Genomic DNA, 17423 nt, shown 5'->3' with positions numbered 1-17423 from the left:
GTTGATATTGGTATTTTAAAAAACATACTATTCATAGGAACAGCTACATAGGAACAGCTAATCATATTATGCGCCTTACGCCACCCTGAGATACCTCCTTCCTTTTAGGTTGATACTAAATCAGCTAATTTCCACATCCCTTCTTTGGGATAATTTCGTTTATTTAAAATATGCTCTCCCATCTTGGGATTGATAGATTACAAGGTAGTCTAATATGCTTTTGTCCTCATCTCGTCAGGACTGGCTGGGTAACATCCGTGGGGATGTCCTAGCCGGTATTGTTGTTGCTTTAGCGTTAATTCCTGAAGCCATCGCATTTTCAATTATTGCAGGCGTCGACCCCAAAGTCGGGTTATACGCTGCTTTTTCTATTTCAGTGATTATTGCTTTCATCGGGGGACGCCCCGGCATGATTTCATCAGCAACAGGTGCCATGGCGCTCTTAATGGTTGTTCTGGTGAAAGAACATGGTCTTCAATACTTATTAGCCGCGACGGTTTTAACTGGGATATTTCAAGTGATCGCAGGATATTCAAAATTGGGTAGTCTAATGCGATTTGTTTCACGCTCTGTCGTAACGGGATTTGTTAATGCGCTGGCTATCTTGATTTTTTTAGCCCAACTTCCTGAGTTAACCAATGTGAGTTGGCATGTTTATGCCATGACCGCGGCAGGCTTAGGGATTATCTATTTGTTTCCATTAGTCAATAAAACCATTCCTTCGCCATTAGTGTGTATTGTTGTATTAACGATAATTTCAATATGGCTTGGTCTTGATATCCGAACGGTTGGTGATATGGGCGTTTTGCCTGACAGTTTGCCTATTTTTCTTTTGCCCGATATTCCCTTGAACATTGAAACGCTACTTATCATATTGCCCTACTCATTAGCTCTAGCTGTTGTTGGCTTATTGGAATCAATGATGACCGCAACGATTGTGGATGATTTGACGGATACAACCAGTGATAAAAATCGAGAATGTAAAGGACAAGGCATTGCCAATATAGCCACTGCATTTATTGGTGGGATGGCGGGATGTGCGATGATCGGTCAATCCATTATCAATATAAAATCGGGTGGCCGAGGTCGATTATCGACACTGGTTGCGGGTGTTGTTTTATTGCTAATGGTGGTTTTTCTTAATGATTGGGTATCAAAAATCCCTATGGCGGCGTTAGTTGCTGTGATGATTATGGTGTCAATTGGAACCTTTTCTTGGCAATCCCTTGCCGATATACGAGTCCATCCGCTATCAACCAGCATCGTTATGATAGCCACCGTCATTGTTGTCGTTTGGACCCATAATCTGGCTTACGGGGTACTTGTCGGGGTGCTCATCGCAGCGCTTAATTTTGCCAATAAAGTCGCGAGATACATGACAGTTACATCAAGACTAGACAGAAAGGTACGTCATTATGAAGTTCGGGGACAAATTTTCTTTGCCACATCGGAACGCTTTGTTAATGCCTTTGATTTTAAAGAAGACATTGATAAAGCGATTATCGATGTGAATCATGCTCATTTTTGGGATATCACTTCCGTCAGCGCGTTAGATAAAGTGGTGATTAAGTTTCGACGTGAAGGCATTGATATTGAAATTAAGGGGATGAATGAAGCCACTGCAACGTTGGTTGATAAGTTTGGTATTCATGACGACCCGAAAAAAATTGAAAAATTCATGGGAGGTCATTAATTATGGCAGCAGATATCATTCAAAAAACTTGCGTAATTGGGTGTATAGACCGTTCGTCCTCGGCGATTGCCGTTTGTCACGCCAGTGCTTGGATAGCCCAAACACTTAATCTTCCACTGACACTGTTACACATGAATGAAAAAATCCCAACATCGGCACACCATGACTTAAGCGGGATCATCGGATTTGACACCCGAGAAACCTTATTGAATGAACTTGTGGATATTGAAGAAAAGCGAGCGCGTTTAACCCGTGAGGAAGGTCGACAATTATTAATGAGTGCAAAAAAAATCACTCAAGATTTAGGTCTTCATGATGTTAATACACTTCAGCGGCAAGGGTCTTTAGCCGAAATGCTTAATCAGGAAGATGCGCATATTGTTGTACTCGGTCGTCGAGGCGAGCAATCTGAATTAACGGGTCATATCGGCAGTCAGCTAGAGGGGATCATCCGTCTTCAAAAAAATTCAGTACTTATCTGTAAGCGAAATTTTGCCCCGCCGAAAAAGATTATGATTGCGTTTGATGGCAGTGAGGAAGGTGAACGAGTCATCCATCGATTAATACAAGTGAAATTATTAGCGGGTCGTGATTGCCATCTGGCGATGCACGGTAGTCAAGACAGTCAACTCAAAAAAGCACAAGATATGCTTCATCAAGCAGGCATTGAGGTGAAAGCTAATTTACTTCAGGGTGGTGACAGCACTGTTGATGAGTTATGTGGTTTTGCAGTACAAAACCACATTGACTTAATCATTATGGGGGCTTTTGGACATTCGCGATTGAGGCAATTTTTTGCAGGGAGTCATACGACAGAAATGATAGCGAAAACTCCGGTATCATTACTCATCATCCGTTAGTCTTTTCGTTTACTTTTATCATTGCAAGGAGAGGTGACTCACTTTCGTCAGCTCTCCATCTCATAATATCGAGCGGGGTTTGTCTTTATAAATATAATTAATTGAATTTTGATGTTATTTAGCAAGTGTTTATACTTGAATATTTCTCATTTCATTCCGTTTTGTATGTCAAAATTTGGTAAAATTGGAAGGTGCTTAACCCCTGATAAGCAAATAATGAAATATTTATTTCTTTATTTTCATCGCTTTTGATACTTTCGAAATTGTGTGTCTTGAGCAACCTATTAGGTTTTCTATCTGGCTATAACTTTTCCCCTCCATCAGCAGACCTTCAATTTTTTGATGTAATATTTTGTTGATAGGGCGACCTTTATACTTGCCTTCTTGTTTGGCTTTTTGCACTCCTTGGGCTTGACGACGACGTCTATCTTCGTAATCCTTTCTCGCAACCGCTGCCAGCATGTCTAACATCATACTGTTAAGGGCTGCAAGCATTCGTTCCGTAAATTCATCGGTGCGATTCATAAATTGGTAACTGGTTGGGAGATCTAACGAAACAACCTTTAACCCTTTGTGCCCAATGAGATATTTTAATTTTTCCCAGTCATCCGTATTCAAGCGGCTAATTCTATCCACCTGTTCAACTAAAATAATATCGCCTGACATGGCCACATTAAGTAAGCGAAAGAGTTCGGGTCGGTGAAGCTGAGCACCTGACTCATTCTCTTCAAACCAGCAGGCTATTTGCAACCCCATTCCTTCAGCAAATTTCAACAGTTCATTTTTTGCTCTCGACGCATCCTGTTCATGCGTTGATGCGCGAAGATACCCATAAATTCGTGTATTTGTATTCATCGGTGCATTATACATTGGTGTTGTTATATCAGTGCATTATACATTCATTTTTCATACTTACTACACTAGAGTTTGCTTAGTGGAAGTTAAGGTAGACTTAAATTGCACTTTTATATCGATTACGCGCGCGTCCATTATATGATGTTGTTTATTTTTAGAGGATAGAACATAACCACAATGAAAGAGATTAAATCAGGCCGTATTCAAATTTTGACAGAACAGGAGATTCATGAGCTCTATTCTCGTCCAATATTTAATCAAATTGAGCGTGAAGAATATTTTTCATTAGATCCGAGTATAAAAAAAATCCTCACTAAAATGGGAAAAATTGAAACGAAAATATATTTAATTCTTCTGATTGGTTATTTTCGCGCGAAGCCTGTTGTCGCTCAATTTAAACTACGAGAGGTTAAACAAGATGTCGACTATATTTATGCGACACATTTTCCAAATAGAAAGCCGAAATACCCCTTTATTGCTAAAAGTACTCGAGCAACATTGATCGCTAAAATGCATGAAATACTGGGTTTTTCGCGGTTATTAAGACAAGATAAACAAGCCTTGATAGAGCGTTTGGGTGATGTCGCAACAATCTGTACATACCCCAAATATATTTTTGATGAATGCCTCGCTTTTTTAGGTCAAAACAGAATTGGATTAGTGGGTTATTCCACTTTGCAAAATATGATCACCACGGTTTTAGCTAATGAGAGGCATCGTACCGAGTTGATCCTTTCAAATAGCGTGCCACCAATAATACATAAAAAATTAAAGAAGATACTGCATACAAAAGGGGTTTTAAATAGTCTATCTGGCCAACAAGGCGCAGCTAAAGATTTTACACCGACAGAGCTCGCAAGTGAAATTGAAACGCATAATGCCATAAAAAGTGTTTATCCCGACGTAAAACGTCTTGTTGGTGAATTGGGATTATCATTAGGTAATTTAAGCTATTATGCATCGATTATTCAACATCAATCGATTTATAAAATTCGTCGATTTCCCGAATGGCAAGGCATGTTATATCTGGTTTGTTATCTATTTTTTCGCTACCAAGAAACTAATGATAAATTGGTAACAGCTTTTTTATATGTGACGAGAAAGCAAAGGGAAGCTGCGAGTGCTTTAGCTAAGTTACGCATTGCAGAAGAACTGGAAATTATTCGTGAAAAGTTAATGCATGCGGGTAATATTTTACACCTCTTTGTTGATGAAAACGTCAGTGACAATACGCAATTTGGTGATATTCGCCAAAATGCATTTGCAATGATGTCTAAAGATGAAATTCAGTTAATAAGTCAACATCTTAATAAGAATAGTTTTGATAAAACCCATTATGAGTGGCTATACATTGATACACAATACAGAAAAATTGCGAATACAATGAGGTCACTCTTTCTCGCGATTGATATCGAGTGCGAACCAGGATTACAACTACTATCTTCCCAATTATTAACAGCAAAATCAGAACTTCAAAAAGATAAGCACATTTCTACCGTCGATCAGCGGTTACTGTTAAAAAACGATAAACCTTTTATCCTGATAGATGAACAGGTTAATACTCAACGATTTGAATACTATTTATACCAAAAAGTGGCTCGGATGATTGAGAGTAACAATATTTACATCAATGAAAGCGCCAGCAACAAGCGTTTAGACGATGATCTGATTTCAGCCACCGAGTGGAAAAAAAGCCATGTCATCATTCAAAAAACAGGATTAACTCGGCTCAATACACCGATACAACAAACGCTTTCGGAATTAACGCAAAAACTGAGAGACCAAATGGAGCGAATTGGTCGCAATATCCATGATGGAGCCAATGATTTCGTGACACTTCAACCGCGTTCAAATCAGTTAACATGGAAACTGGCGAATAAACGCTGGAAAGATGACATTGATAATCCCATATATAACCAGCTCCAACATATGGGGATCATTGAAATTATGGACTATGTTCATCAAAAAACGGGTTACTTAGATGCATTTAAAAATATCGCATCAAAAAAGAAAAACACTAAGGCCAAAGAGGGCGATTTACTCGCTTGCATATTTGGAAATGGCTCAAACTATGGTGTTCATCATATGTCATCAATATCAGATAGAGCCATCGGTGTGCTTAGAGCCGTCAATGATGGTTATATTAGGCCTGAAACAACGAGTGAAGCTAATGATATGATAGCTGATGCTTTAGCAAAACTCCCCATTTTCAAATATTATACGATTAACGAAAGTGCCCCATTTGGTAGTATTGATGGCCAAAAACATGGTTGCCGAATCAATACATTTAAAGCCCGTTTTTCTGCTAAATATTTCCGAAAAGGGAAAGGCGTATCAGCACTCACATTAGTTTCAAATCATGTACCAATAAATACGAAAGTGATTTCAGCCAATGAATATGAGGCTCACCACGCATTCGATTTACTCTATAATAATACCAGCCATATTCAGCCCAAAACATTAGCAACAGACACGCATGGCGTTAACAATGTAAACTTTGCTATCCTTGATCTCTTTGGGTATCAGTTTGCCCCGCGATATGCAAAATTTAAACACGTTTTTAATGAATTGTTTGAGATCGAGTATGATGAAATCCTTTCCCTGAAACTTAAAAAATCGCTCAACTTATCACTCATTCAAGAAGAGTGGGAAAATATTCAATGGATAATTTGTTCATTAAGCCGTAAAACGACGACACAAAGCACGGTGATTACTAAGCTTTCTAACAGTAAGAAAAACAATCGCACCTTAGCGGCTCTTCGTGAATATGACCGAATAATTAAGTGTTTATACGTTCTCGATTATGTTGATGACAAAATGCTCAGGCAGTTTGTCCAACAAGCACTTAATCGGGGTGAGGCTTACCATCAATTACGGCGTGCAATTGCGTCAATTAATGGTAATCAATTCAGAGGTGGCGATGATTACCAGATAGAACAATGGAATGATTGTGCTCGTATCATTGCTAACTGCATTATTTATTATAATTCTGCATTATTATCCAGTTTGATTGAAAAATTTGCGCGTGAAAATAATCAAGAAGCGGTGAATATGATAGCTGAGTTATCACCTGTCGCATGGCAGCATATACAGCTGGCCGGTAATTACACCTTTGGCCTTAAAAAAGATAATATTGTACTGGAAAGATTACTGGAGAATTTAGATCCTCTTATTTCAGAAGAGTCGTTAAGCTTAGCGGCATAGTCTATTAATATTATTAAACTATATATCGGCTGTAGTCCTTGATATCAAAGGGCTACAAGCAAACTTTGGACTTTTCGATGAAATGGGCACACAACCCCGGATTGCGGATGAGCCAATGATTATGCCAACCATGGTTACTCCACCCACAACAATATTGGCAATTGACAAGGAACCATTCACCATTAAATCTTGCCGATCTTTATCATTTGTAACTTTATCTAGCTGTTCAAATGCTTCACACGCTTGATATACATCTAACCCCATTCCAATTAAATTAAATATGATTGTAATACGAGCTGTAATTTTTGATGATACATTAAATGACCCAGCTTGTTTATAAGCAAGCTTGAGTAAAATAGGCTGTAAAACCATATCTCCATAATTAAAAAATGCATTTGCACAGGCCAGATCAAGATTTTTCTGTATTTCTCGTCTCTCTTTCTCCGATAAATTAGGATTATCTAATTCATCTATCAACTGATAAACCGAATTGACCGTCAAAAATATTCCTGTAGAACCAATTCCTTGCCCGAAATAATTAGCCATTCTGGCATAGACGGGTAATTTAACACCGACACGCCGTAAATCTTCCACGACTTTCTCTACTCCATCCTGATGACCAAATTGTAATTTTTGAATAATCTGGAGTTGTTCTTGTAGTATCGCTCTTGGCTGGATCATTGAATTAGCACCAATTCGTCTTGCTATTTTATCCCCTTGTAAGATCTTATTGAGCATTTTAATTAAATTAATATCCTTTTCATTCCCAGTTAAAAAGGTTAACTGAAATACTAATTTGTCAGGATTAAATTTAACATTATCCCCCCAATTAGGGAGTTGAGTATGTTTAAAATCTAATGGTTCGTTATCTATCGTAGCCCCGATATCTCTAAGTGTTTTCAGTGATGTGACCTGTTCGCCAAAAATAACTTCAGGGCCATCAGTCACTGATATTGCAGATCCCCTGAAAACGGTATCCAGTTCACTCATCATGTTTTTCTGCATACTTTGATATGCTTCACTCTTTGTATTTATAGATTTCACTTCACCAAACAGGGCTTCACCTACTCCATGCTTAAATCCTGCAATATTTCCTCTTGTTGATACAGTACCATCATCTTTGATTATTTCTTGGTTAATATATTCATTAAAAACATTAAATAACTGTTGTTTTGCTTGGTTAAATTCTGAATGACTAATAATCAGCTCGATCCCTATCGAATCGGATAAGGTCAAAATATACTTATCATTGCGCGAGTAGCTTGTGATTGTATATATCTCTTCATCACTTTGAAACGTGATGATTTGGTTATTCTCCATATTCTCAAATAATACTATGTGAGATTGTTCGCTTATTTCACTAGAAATGGTGCCTAATAAATCAGAATTACATTGATATATTTCATCAAACCGATTGAGTGCTTCCTGCTCTTTGCTTGTAATATTACCCAATCCATTTTTTCGTGTTAGCTTTTTTAAGACCCCCAGCTTGTCCTTAAGTTGCAAACGTTGTTCATCAGTTAAATTACTGTGCTGAAAAAGATGTAAAAAGTAGAGCCCTTCAAAGGAACTTATTTCAACGGGTAATTTGTTGAGTGTAATATCAAGCCCGTCTTTATATGATAACTGAGAAAGTGCTGCATGATTAGATTTTATTTTTTCGTTTAAATCAAATATCAATTTAAACTCTTCACTTAATGATTTTTTATCTGCAAATGATATTTCAATATCTATATAGATAGTTAAAAAATCATCAATATATTGGTTATATTCCCTTAACTTTATTGGATCTTGGACCAATTTTAAAACATCTGAATGATTAAAACCTTGCCCGCTCGGGAATAACTCAGACAAACGGCTTATAGACGGCTTACTTAGGTAGTGTATTTTTTCAGGCTGATGACTTAAAAATTCCAAAATTTCTTTTACTTCAATAGCCTGCTGCTTAACCCTCGTGGAGTTATCGTCAGAAAAAATTGAATCCCACATCTGAGCAAAATCACTTTCATTCTCAGCCTCACATATTTTATTAATTTTTTTACTGATAATGGGATCATATACTGCAACTTTTAATTTATCTTTATCAATACTTCCATCTTGTAATGTAAAAAAACCTTTTAAACAAGAATTTTCATTTATGTCAATATTTTCTATTAATAAATTACCTATGCTAATATCCTCAAGTAACGCCCTTATTCTATGCCTTATTTCAAAATTACTCTCCAAAAAAAATTTTGTATATACTCCATTTATTTTTAGCTTACTTGTTAACTCATCAAAAAAACTCACCTTCTCATCTTTAGTTAATAATGATTTTGTATCGGTTAAATACAGTGAAATACTTTCTGGGATTTTAAAATCATATCTTAACTTTAATTCATGTAGCGAGTTAGCATAGTTTTGTATATAACCAGGTTCAGGATGAAGATTATCTATTAATATCCACTGTTGTTTGGGTACTTTGAGTAACCGCTCTATGTCCCCATGTTCTAAGAAAAACTCCATTGTATTCGGGTTTAATTGAAGCAACAGTGTGCTATTAGGGGAGCTATTCAGGAGATCTTCCGCATATTTTTTCCCTACAACGCCCCTTCCTGTGCGAATAATAATTTTGATATTATCTTTATTTTTCTGCGAGTTAATATACACATTGTTTTTATTAATCATTAACCACAATGGTGATTCTAATATTCCAACACTCTCATATTCATGAAGTAACTCACGTCTAAAATCACTATTAAATAGAATGCTCTTCATGTTTAATTTATTTTTAAAAATAGCGTATGCATCATGATTAAAAGCCACTTTCTTAATCAAATCAATGTCGATTTTATACTCATTATTGGGTTCCCTAAAAATATCCATTGAAGTAGAGTGGTCATCTTTTATTAACTGCCATACGTCTAGCTCATCACGTCTTAATTCATCGATAAAATATAAACTAGCATGCTTACCATTAATATAGGCTTGTTGGTCAGTTTGGTTAATATTAACTTCTAACCGCCAATTTTTAGTCGATTGTTTTTCCCCTGCGAGATCATATGGCCACGTTATTTTTTTACTGTCACTCGTGACACCGATAAGCCGATTATACCCCACCACAGGAAGGTATATTCCCTGTTTAGCTAACTCGACACTTGCTCTGAAGACAAAATTTTCATTTACGCCCCCGCGGCCTAATTGGCAGCCAGCTAAGACAATCTTATTTGGTGGGTATGCTTTTAATACATGATTTTTAAGGTACTTCAGCCCTGCAATAAGTTGATTTGCTTGGTACCCTTCAAAGTAACTTTGTTGGTTGCGCCCTTTGTACTGTCCATGACCAATAACCGCCCAACGTATTTTCCCATTAACTTTGGTTTTTAAATCACCATGTAGTATCTTCCACTGTTCGTTTGCAACATCAAACTGTATGACAAGTGAGTTATCAGGGAATTTTGCTAATAACCGCCCCGTTGATTTAGCTGTTGTATCGTCACCGCCTATTTGGATTAAAACGTGATAATCATATATAGAGTCATTTATTGGCTTACTCATTAAATACTTGGAAGTTTTAAGTCTTGTGTATTCATCTATAGGGTTAAACCAATTGGATATATTTTTAAGCTCAGAGGATTGTTCCCCCACTAAGGGGTTTTCATCTAAGTGTTCCATCAAAAACATTAAATCTTCATCTTTATCAATTACGTTATCATTCGTTTTTTGATTATTTATATTTATCATCTAATTTTCCTTTCCATGTTAAATTAAAATCCATCATCAAATTAACAAGATTGCTGTATCAATAAAATATAAAAATAATAATTAAGATTAACTACAATTAAATATTGTTAATATAATTCTCCCATTGGAATATAAGCAATCAAATATATATAACTCTTAATTATTTAAAGTTATATTATGTTTACTTATAATTGTATGCATGTAATCATGAGGTTCGTTTCTACTTTCGACGAAGGTTACATATGAACAATTTCGAATTTTATAACCCTACTCGTATCATTTTTGGTGAAGGTAAAATCTGCGAACTTGATCGAGTTATCCCTAAAAATGCTAAGGTTCTTATTTTATTCGGCGGTGAAAGTGCAAGAAAAACAGGAACCTTAAGCGAAGTTGAACAAGCTTTAGGCTCTCGGACATTCGACCATTTTGGTGGGATTGAGGCTAATCCTCGTTATGAAACCTTGATCAAAGCCGTCGATAAAGTTGAAAAAGAAGGCTTTGATTTTTTGCTGGCTGTTGGTGGCGGTTCCGTCATTGATGGCGTTAAATTTGTCGCTGCTGCAGTAAATTATCCGGGCGATAAATGGGAAGTAGTCACAAACAAAGGCGCGACCATAAAAAATGCGCTGCCTTTTGGGACTGTATTAACATTACCTGCAACCGGTTCTGAAATGAACAAAGGTTCTGTGATCACTCGTGAAGAATTACATTCTAAACTTGCGTTTATGAGTGACCACGTGTTCCCTCAATTTTCTATTCTTGACCCAGTAAAAACCTATACATTACCCGCTCGCCAAATCAGTAATGGTGTCGTTGACGCTTTCGTTCATGTTATTGAACAATATTTAACGTATCCAGTAAATGCTTACGTACAAGATGCATTTGCGGAAGGCTTATTAAAAACATTAATCGAAATTGGGCCTAAAGCGCTTGAGGCTCCAAAAGATTATGATCTTCGGGCCAATTTAATGTGGACTGCCACATTAGCTTTAAATGGTTTAATTGGTGTCGGTGTGCCACAAGACTGGTCTACACATATGTTAGGCCACGAAATCACGGTCTTATATGGCTTGGATCATGCACAAACTCTTGCCATTGTTCTTCCATCCATGCTGACAGAAAAATTACCACAAAAACAGGCCAAGTTAGTGCAATATGCCGAACAAGTTTGGGGGATTACGACAGGTTCAGAACAAGAGAAAGCATTAAAATCCATCGAGTTAACCCGAGCATTCTTTGAAAAAATGCAAGTAGGCACACGCTTTAGTGACTACCAGCTCACTCACGATGTTGTTGAACCATTAGTAAAAAGCTTAGAAGCTCACAGTATGACAAAATTAGGCGAGCACCAAGATATTAATTTGGAGGTTAGCCGTCGCGTATATACGGCTGCTTTATAATTTTTATCTTCTTCGAAAAGGTGCAAAATTGCACCTTTTTCCTGTTTTTCATCTGACCTCCTAAATTCATCGATAATTACAATAGCATATAACGTTTTATTGGCCTGATTGTATTTCATATCCCCAGATATTTAATTGAAAATGGTACATTAGCATTAGCAAAATATCGTTTTCAGTTTTGAGCATTATTCACCATATCTCACCACTGTAATTTTAGATATTTTATAGCTTACAAATAATCCGAAACAAATATATAACAACAATTAATAAGCTAGGTAGTGGGCCATGTTATCTAAATTTAATATATCAAACAGTGCATTACTTGCATCGTCACTGCTCTTAACGATTGGCCGTGGTGCAACATTACCCTTTATGGCTATTTACTTAACCCGTGAATATAAAATGGCTATTGATATTGTCGGTGTTGCAATGTCAATGGCTATGGTGGTCGGTGTTTTATTTAGCATGGGCTTTGGCATGCTAGCTGATCGTGTTGACAAAAAACGCTGCATGTTATCTGCAGTTATCGCTTTTATTTGTGGGTTTATTGCAATACCTATCGTTAATAATGCAATTCTCGTCATTATTTTCTTTTCGCTAATAAATTGCTCTTATTCCGTGTTCTCAACGGTACTAAAAGCGTACTTTGCCGATACCCTTACGGTTGCATTAAAAGCAAAAATATTTTCCTTAAATTATACATTCATTAATATTGGCTGGACCGTTGGGCCCCCTATTGGTACTTGGTTATTAATGTATAGCATTAACCTACCATTCTATTTAGCTGCAATTTCTGCCGCTTTCCCAATATTCTTTATACAGAGGTTTGTGCAGAGCATAAAACCAATACCTTTAGAAGAAGGACAGAACCGTAAATGGAACCCTGTCGCTATGCTAAGAGATCAAGTCCTAGCATGGTTTATTTTATCCACTTTCTTAGGCTCATTAGTTTTCGGTACTTTTACGACTTGGATATCGCAGTATGCCATTACCGTTGCTAACAGCGATTTTGCACAAGTGGTTATTGGCGTTATTTTACCAGTGAATGCGATTGTCGTAGTAACTTTGCAATATACGGTTGGCAAACGGATCACGCCAGATAATTTAAGAAAATTAATGACATTAGGTAGCCTATTTTTCATTTTAGGATTGGCAACCTTTATGTATTCCCATGAAAATTTATACCTTTGGGCTCTTGGCGCCTTTATATTCACTCTAGGTGAGTTAATCTATGCCCCTGGAGAATATATGTTAATTGATAGTATTGCCCCAGACGGAATGAAGGCCAGTTATTTTTCAGCTCAATCTCTAGGGCTACTTGGTGGTGCATTTAATCCGATGTTAACAGGTGTTGTACTCACGGAACTTCCACCCTATTTTATTTTCATTATTCTTATGTTTGTTACGTTTTTAGCCTGGCTATCCATGTTAAATGGAATGCGTTTAAGAAAAAAACAAATACTAATTGCTCAATAGCACTTTTTCTCCACTAAAAAATAATCTTAGTGGAGAAAAGCAATCAATCTACAGCCTCTTTTTTCTCTCTTGTTGGTAAAACTAAATAAATAGCTGTACTTAACAATACAATAATTATGATTACAGAAGTAACCATTAGACCTTTTGAAAAAAACAAAGAAAATATCGGTAATGCAGATAGTAGAACCAAGTTGTTAACACTCTCGGATATAGACAGAATAAAACCTTTATTCTCTGCACTTTTTCTTGCTAACATTGCTGTACTTATCGGTGATGCCAGACCCAACATCCCCCCTAAAACAGCTAAACATAATCCATGACCAATTAACGGAAGCCACCCACTGAGAAATAAGATAATCGTTACCATAATTATTAAAATAATAACCACGAGTTTTGCATTATTTGATATTTTAAGTTTTTCAATTTTTGTAACTAAACCATTACCACATAATAGTCCAATCCCAAATAGTCCCATTAAGCTACCAACCTCTACACTTTCTAAGTGAGATCGTTGCCTTAATATTTCACCAGCAAGCAAAAACATGCAAACCGACACGCCATTCCATATGCCTTTAGCTAATATGAACCTGACAATACCTACGTGCTTAATCGCTTTAAACGATAATTTTCTTCCGATCGTTTTTTGAGAGTGCGGTAGTGTAAATAACGCTATGATAAATACCAATAAGCATCCTACAGCGGTATATACAAATGGGGCATACCAAGCAAAATATTGAACTAATATTCCAGCAACAATAGGCCCCGTAATAATACCTACCGTCATTCCCATCATAATGCTTCCCATTGCTGCAGCTTGCTTTCTTTCACTAACTGCATCAGCAATAAGGGCAAAAATAACTGGGACAAGCGCTGCTGATGCCAATCCACCGAATCCCCTTAAAACTAGAGCAATCAATAAATTAGGTGAGAAAATGATGGCTAAACTGTCGAGTGATAATAACAAAAGAGCTATGAGCACAATTTTACGCCTATCGATTCTATCCGATAAAAAACCAATAATAGGAGCAGCCAAGGTATAGGACAAAGCATAAGCTGATATCAACCAAGTAATTTGTTCAGGTCGAACATTAAACACAGTCGCTAACGGCGATATAATAGCCGACAACATAAATTCTGCGGTACCAACAAGGTATACCGCTACTGCGGATAAAAGCAGCAAGTAATGAGTGGAAATCATAATTTTCTCGTTTTTTCACATACATTAAATCTCCCAATCATTATTATGATTGGAGTTATTGTCATTTGTTTTTTTAAAGAAATTGAGGGAATGTTTTGGCAATGAGTTGCAGGATGCAAGTGGCATTTAACCACTGGAAATATTGAGATAATGGATTGAGGCAGTAAATTAGAAGATAAGCGTGAAGAGACAGCCATTAAACCTTAAATTTTAATTAAATTCAACTAACCTATAAAAAAGTTGAATCTACAGCATCTACTCTTTAGGCACTTTAAACTCAGAAAAGCCAAATATTAACCAATTTTATTATTCCTATGTATATAAATACGTAATACCCTCTATATAAACAGGCTAATTCCTACTATTAATCGATGATTACCCGCCTCCATATCAAAAAAAACTCTCATTAGCTATTTTATAATGCACAAACAATAACAAGATAGATGCTTCCAGACTTGGTTATTAAATTAATTGAAAAGAACAGTTTATTTAATGATTAGATTAAAGCATGTTTAAGCTAACGGAAGGTATATAAACATGAATATCACGACTCGATTGAAATTTGTTTCATTTCTGCAATTTTTTATCTGGGGATCATGGCTAGTTACGTTCGCGTCTTATCTCTTCAATACATTGCATTTCAAAGGCGGTGAAATTGGCCTAATTTTTAGTACATTAGGCATTTCAGCTTTATGTTCACCAATTATCATTGGATTTATTGCAGATAAAATTAACAACCGAAAGCTTGTTTACGTTGCATCACATATTATTTCTGCTGTATTTTTGATTGCAATGGCTCATAGTGATTCAATAACCCTGCTATTTATTATGACATTAGTTCATCTAATGTTTTATATGCCCACGATTTCTGTTTGTAATAGTATTGTTTTTGAAATGTTGAGTGCAAAAAAACTCGATTCTGATATCTATTTTCCAAAAATACGCGTTTACGGTACCGTAGGCTTTATTGTCGCTATGTGGACAATTAGCTTATTAAAATTGGAAATGAGTTTTTATCAATTATATGTCGGTGCAATTGCATCAGTTATACTCAGTATTTTTTCTGTGTTCTTTATTTCCACGCAGAGCTGTAAAGTTGAGAAAAAGAGAGAAAAATCCAGCTTTAGTTGCCAAAATATTATTCTTCTGTTTAAAAAAGGGAGAGTGGCGGTATTCTTATTTTTTGCCATGCTATTAGGATCCGTCTTACAAATTACCAATACCTTTGGTGTTCCCTTTTTACAAGATATGGCATTAATGCCTGAAGCGAGAGGCTCTATTTTTTCTGAATATCCCACTATCTTTTTATCAATATCGCAATTTTCTGAAATCATCTTCATTTTGCTTTTACCTCTGTTACTCAAAAAATTCAAAATTGAAACCATTTTATTCATGAGTATGATTGCGTGGATTTTACGACTTGGTTTATTTGCTTATGGTGATTTCACAGCAATTGGTACCATCGCTTTATTCTTATCTATGGTTGTATACGGCTGCGCATTTGATTTCTTTAATATCGCTGGCGCGTTATTTTTGGAAAAGGAAATTGCTGCTGAATTCCGTTCAACAGCGCAAGGTGTATTCACCACATTAGTTAACGGTTTTGGGACTTTTTTAGGAGCTGTATTATGTGGTTGGGTTATCGAGCTTAATACCGTCAATGGTATAGTAGATTGGAAAACCTTTTGGATGATTTTTACAGGTTACACTGCCAGTTTTACGCTTCTCTATGTTATTTACTTATTCTATTCTAAAAATAGTCATTCGAATACAAATAGTTAATGGCTATTACTCCCCTTATTCATGTAGCATATTGACCGAGTAAGGGGATTCCTATTATCTCAAATAGGCGAGTTTGAAATAGTCACATTCGGGTTACTCTTCATTTTCTAGTACTATTTAGTTAATTATTATCTACCTTATACTTAGCTTCTTTTAGCAATAGCGCTTGTTTCCGGTCAATACCCCAACGATAGCCTGAAAGGTCACCATTACTCTTAACCACTCTGTGACAGGGAATAGCGACAGCTAACATATTTGCACCGCAGGCGTTCGCTACCGCTCTAACGGCATTAGGCTGACCTATCTTCTCTGCAATATCAGCGTAACTGACTGTTTCTCCAATAGGGATCTTTTGTAAAGTTTGCCAGACACGCTGTTGAAATGCGGTACCTTGGATATCAAGTGGCAAGTTTAAACCAATTTCAGGTGCCTCGATAAAGCCAACCACTTGGGCTACCAATAGTTCAAAGTCACCATCTCCCCCTATCAGCTCTGCTTTTGGGAATTTGTCTTGTAAATTATTCAGTAATTGTTCAGGGTCGTCTCCTAATAAAATTGCACAAACACCTATCGGACTTTGTGCAACGAGTAGTGTCCCCAATGAGCAAGCCGCAAGAGCAAAATAAATTTTATTACCACCGCCACCTGATTTCCATTCACTTGGTGTCATACCTAATCGTTTAGATGAAACTTCATAAAAGCGACTATTTGATTGATAACCCGCATCATAAATAGCATCAGTAATTCGTTTTTTTTCTTGAAGTCGTTGTTGCAAGGTTTTATGGCGAAATGCATCTGCATAGGCTTTTGGTGTTAACCCGGTTTGTGCTTTAAATAAACGATGTAAATGGTAACGACTCATACCGATATAATCAGCTAAACTTGCCAAACTCACTGCTTGCTCCTGCTGTTCAATATAACGGCAAGCTTTTTCAATTTGTTCTTGATAAAATTGGCTTAATCGTGAGGTCTCTGCACGAAAGCGTTTTCCAGCACGATAGCCTTGTTCAATCGCTTGCTGCTCACTATCAAAAAACTCAACGTTATTTCTATTTGGTAAACGCCCAGCAGCAGACGGATGGCAATAAATAGCAGAGGTTCTTACACCGTAAACAAAGTGACCATCTGCAGCTTTATTCCTTTCAACCACCGCTTGCCATCTCTGTTCTGGCGTATTCCACAAATTTTTAGTTGTCATCATGTCGTCCTTACTTTAGTTAATTGCATTAATT

Annotated in this window: 10 protein-coding genes; 6 read left to right on the top strand and 4 right to left on the bottom strand. The window is 36.6% G+C overall.

Annotated features, from left to right (window positions below; all coding sequences use genetic code 11):
• Nucleotides 1–214: 214 nt before the first annotated feature.
• Nucleotides 215–1693, top strand: coding sequence for a SulP family inorganic anion transporter (locus M0M83_RS10480; protein ID WP_096865001.1), 1479 nt, complete (start codon nucleotides 215–217; stop codon nucleotides 1691–1693).
• 2 nt (nucleotides 1694–1695) lie between these two features.
• The gene (locus M0M83_RS10475) at nucleotides 1696–2553 is read left to right on the top strand and encodes a universal stress protein (protein WP_166268405.1); all 858 of its coding nucleotides are present in this window, start codon (nucleotides 1696–1698) and stop codon (nucleotides 2551–2553) included.
• A gap of 225 nt (nucleotides 2554–2778) precedes the next feature.
• Here M0M83_RS10475 and M0M83_RS10470 read toward each other — a convergent pair whose 3' ends face one another.
• Nucleotides 2779–3408, bottom strand: a complete 630-nt coding sequence (locus M0M83_RS10470; RefSeq protein ID WP_176489329.1) for a recombinase family protein — start codon at nucleotides 3406–3408, stop codon at nucleotides 2779–2781.
• 177 nt (nucleotides 3409–3585) lie between these two features.
• Between M0M83_RS10470 and M0M83_RS10465 the strand changes: the two genes are divergently transcribed.
• Entirely contained in the window at nucleotides 3586–6612 is a 3027-nt protein-coding gene (locus M0M83_RS10465) for a Tn3 family transposase (RefSeq protein ID WP_042849110.1), read from the top strand.
• Between the two features lie 18 nt (nucleotides 6613–6630).
• On the opposite strand, the gene M0M83_RS10460 is transcribed toward M0M83_RS10465, so the two are convergent.
• The gene (locus M0M83_RS10460; protein ID WP_248466544.1) at nucleotides 6631–10335 is read right to left on the bottom strand and encodes a C80 family cysteine peptidase; all 3705 of its coding nucleotides are present in this window, start codon (nucleotides 10333–10335) and stop codon (nucleotides 6631–6633) included.
• Between the two features lie 242 nt (nucleotides 10336–10577).
• Here M0M83_RS10460 and M0M83_RS10455 point away from each other — a divergent pair, with 242 nt between their 5' ends.
• Nucleotides 10578–11735, top strand: a complete 1158-nt coding sequence (locus tag M0M83_RS10455) for an iron-containing alcohol dehydrogenase (protein WP_213912727.1) — start codon at nucleotides 10578–10580, stop codon at nucleotides 11733–11735.
• A 285-nt stretch (nucleotides 11736–12020) separates the two neighbouring features.
• Entirely contained in the window at nucleotides 12021–13211 is a 1191-nt protein-coding gene (ydeE, locus tag M0M83_RS10450) for an efflux MFS transporter YdeE (RefSeq protein ID WP_125894719.1), read from the top strand.
• A 43-nt stretch (nucleotides 13212–13254) separates the two neighbouring features.
• Here the strand turns inward: ydeE and M0M83_RS10445 are convergent, their stop codons facing one another.
• Nucleotides 13255–14409: an MFS transporter gene (locus M0M83_RS10445; RefSeq protein WP_248466543.1), complete on the bottom strand. Its 1155-nt coding sequence runs from the start codon at nucleotides 14407–14409 to the stop codon at nucleotides 13255–13257.
• A gap of 537 nt (nucleotides 14410–14946) precedes the next feature.
• Here M0M83_RS10445 and M0M83_RS10440 point away from each other — a divergent pair.
• Nucleotides 14947–16191 (top strand): MFS transporter, encoded by a 1245-nt coding sequence (locus tag M0M83_RS10440; RefSeq protein ID WP_213912729.1) that lies wholly within the window; start codon nucleotides 14947–14949, stop codon nucleotides 16189–16191.
• A 121-nt stretch (nucleotides 16192–16312) separates the two neighbouring features.
• On the opposite strand, the gene ada is transcribed toward M0M83_RS10440, so the two are convergent.
• Entirely contained in the window at nucleotides 16313–17389 is a 1077-nt protein-coding gene (ada, locus tag M0M83_RS10435; RefSeq protein ID WP_248466542.1) for a bifunctional DNA-binding transcriptional regulator/O6-methylguanine-DNA methyltransferase Ada, read from the bottom strand.
• Nucleotides 17390–17423: the final 34 nt, after the last annotated feature.

The sequence above is a fragment of the Providencia rettgeri genome (assembly GCF_023205015.1).
Lineage (GTDB): Bacteria > Pseudomonadota > Gammaproteobacteria > Enterobacterales > Enterobacteriaceae > Providencia > Providencia rettgeri_E.
Note: the sequence above shows the minus strand (reverse complement) of the source record. Positions and strands in the feature narration are given on the sequence as shown.

Bases quoted from the DNA above. Each gene is read 5' to 3' on its own strand.
- M0M83_RS10480 (WP_096865001.1), top strand. From the start codon at position 215: ATGCTTTTGTCCTCATCTCGTCAGGACTGGCTGGGTAACATCCGTGGG.
- M0M83_RS10475 (WP_166268405.1), top strand. From the start codon at position 1,696: ATGGCAGCAGATATCATTCAAAAAACTTGCGTAATTGGGTGTATAGAC.
- M0M83_RS10470 (WP_176489329.1), bottom strand. From the start codon at position 3,408: ATGAATACAAATACACGAATTTATGGGTATCTTCGCGCATCAACGCAT.
- M0M83_RS10465 (WP_042849110.1), top strand. From the start codon at position 3,586: ATGAAAGAGATTAAATCAGGCCGTATTCAAATTTTGACAGAACAGGAG.
- M0M83_RS10460 (WP_248466544.1), bottom strand. From the start codon at position 10,335: ATGATAAATATAAATAATCAAAAAACGAATGATAACGTAATTGATAAA.
- M0M83_RS10455 (WP_213912727.1), top strand. From the start codon at position 10,578: ATGAACAATTTCGAATTTTATAACCCTACTCGTATCATTTTTGGTGAA.
- ydeE (WP_125894719.1), top strand. From the start codon at position 12,021: ATGTTATCTAAATTTAATATATCAAACAGTGCATTACTTGCATCGTCA.
- M0M83_RS10445 (WP_248466543.1), bottom strand. From the start codon at position 14,409: ATGATTTCCACTCATTACTTGCTGCTTTTATCCGCAGTAGCGGTATAC.
- M0M83_RS10440 (WP_213912729.1), top strand. From the start codon at position 14,947: ATGAATATCACGACTCGATTGAAATTTGTTTCATTTCTGCAATTTTTT.
- ada (WP_248466542.1), bottom strand. From the start codon at position 17,389: ATGACAACTAAAAATTTGTGGAATACGCCAGAACAGAGATGGCAAGCG.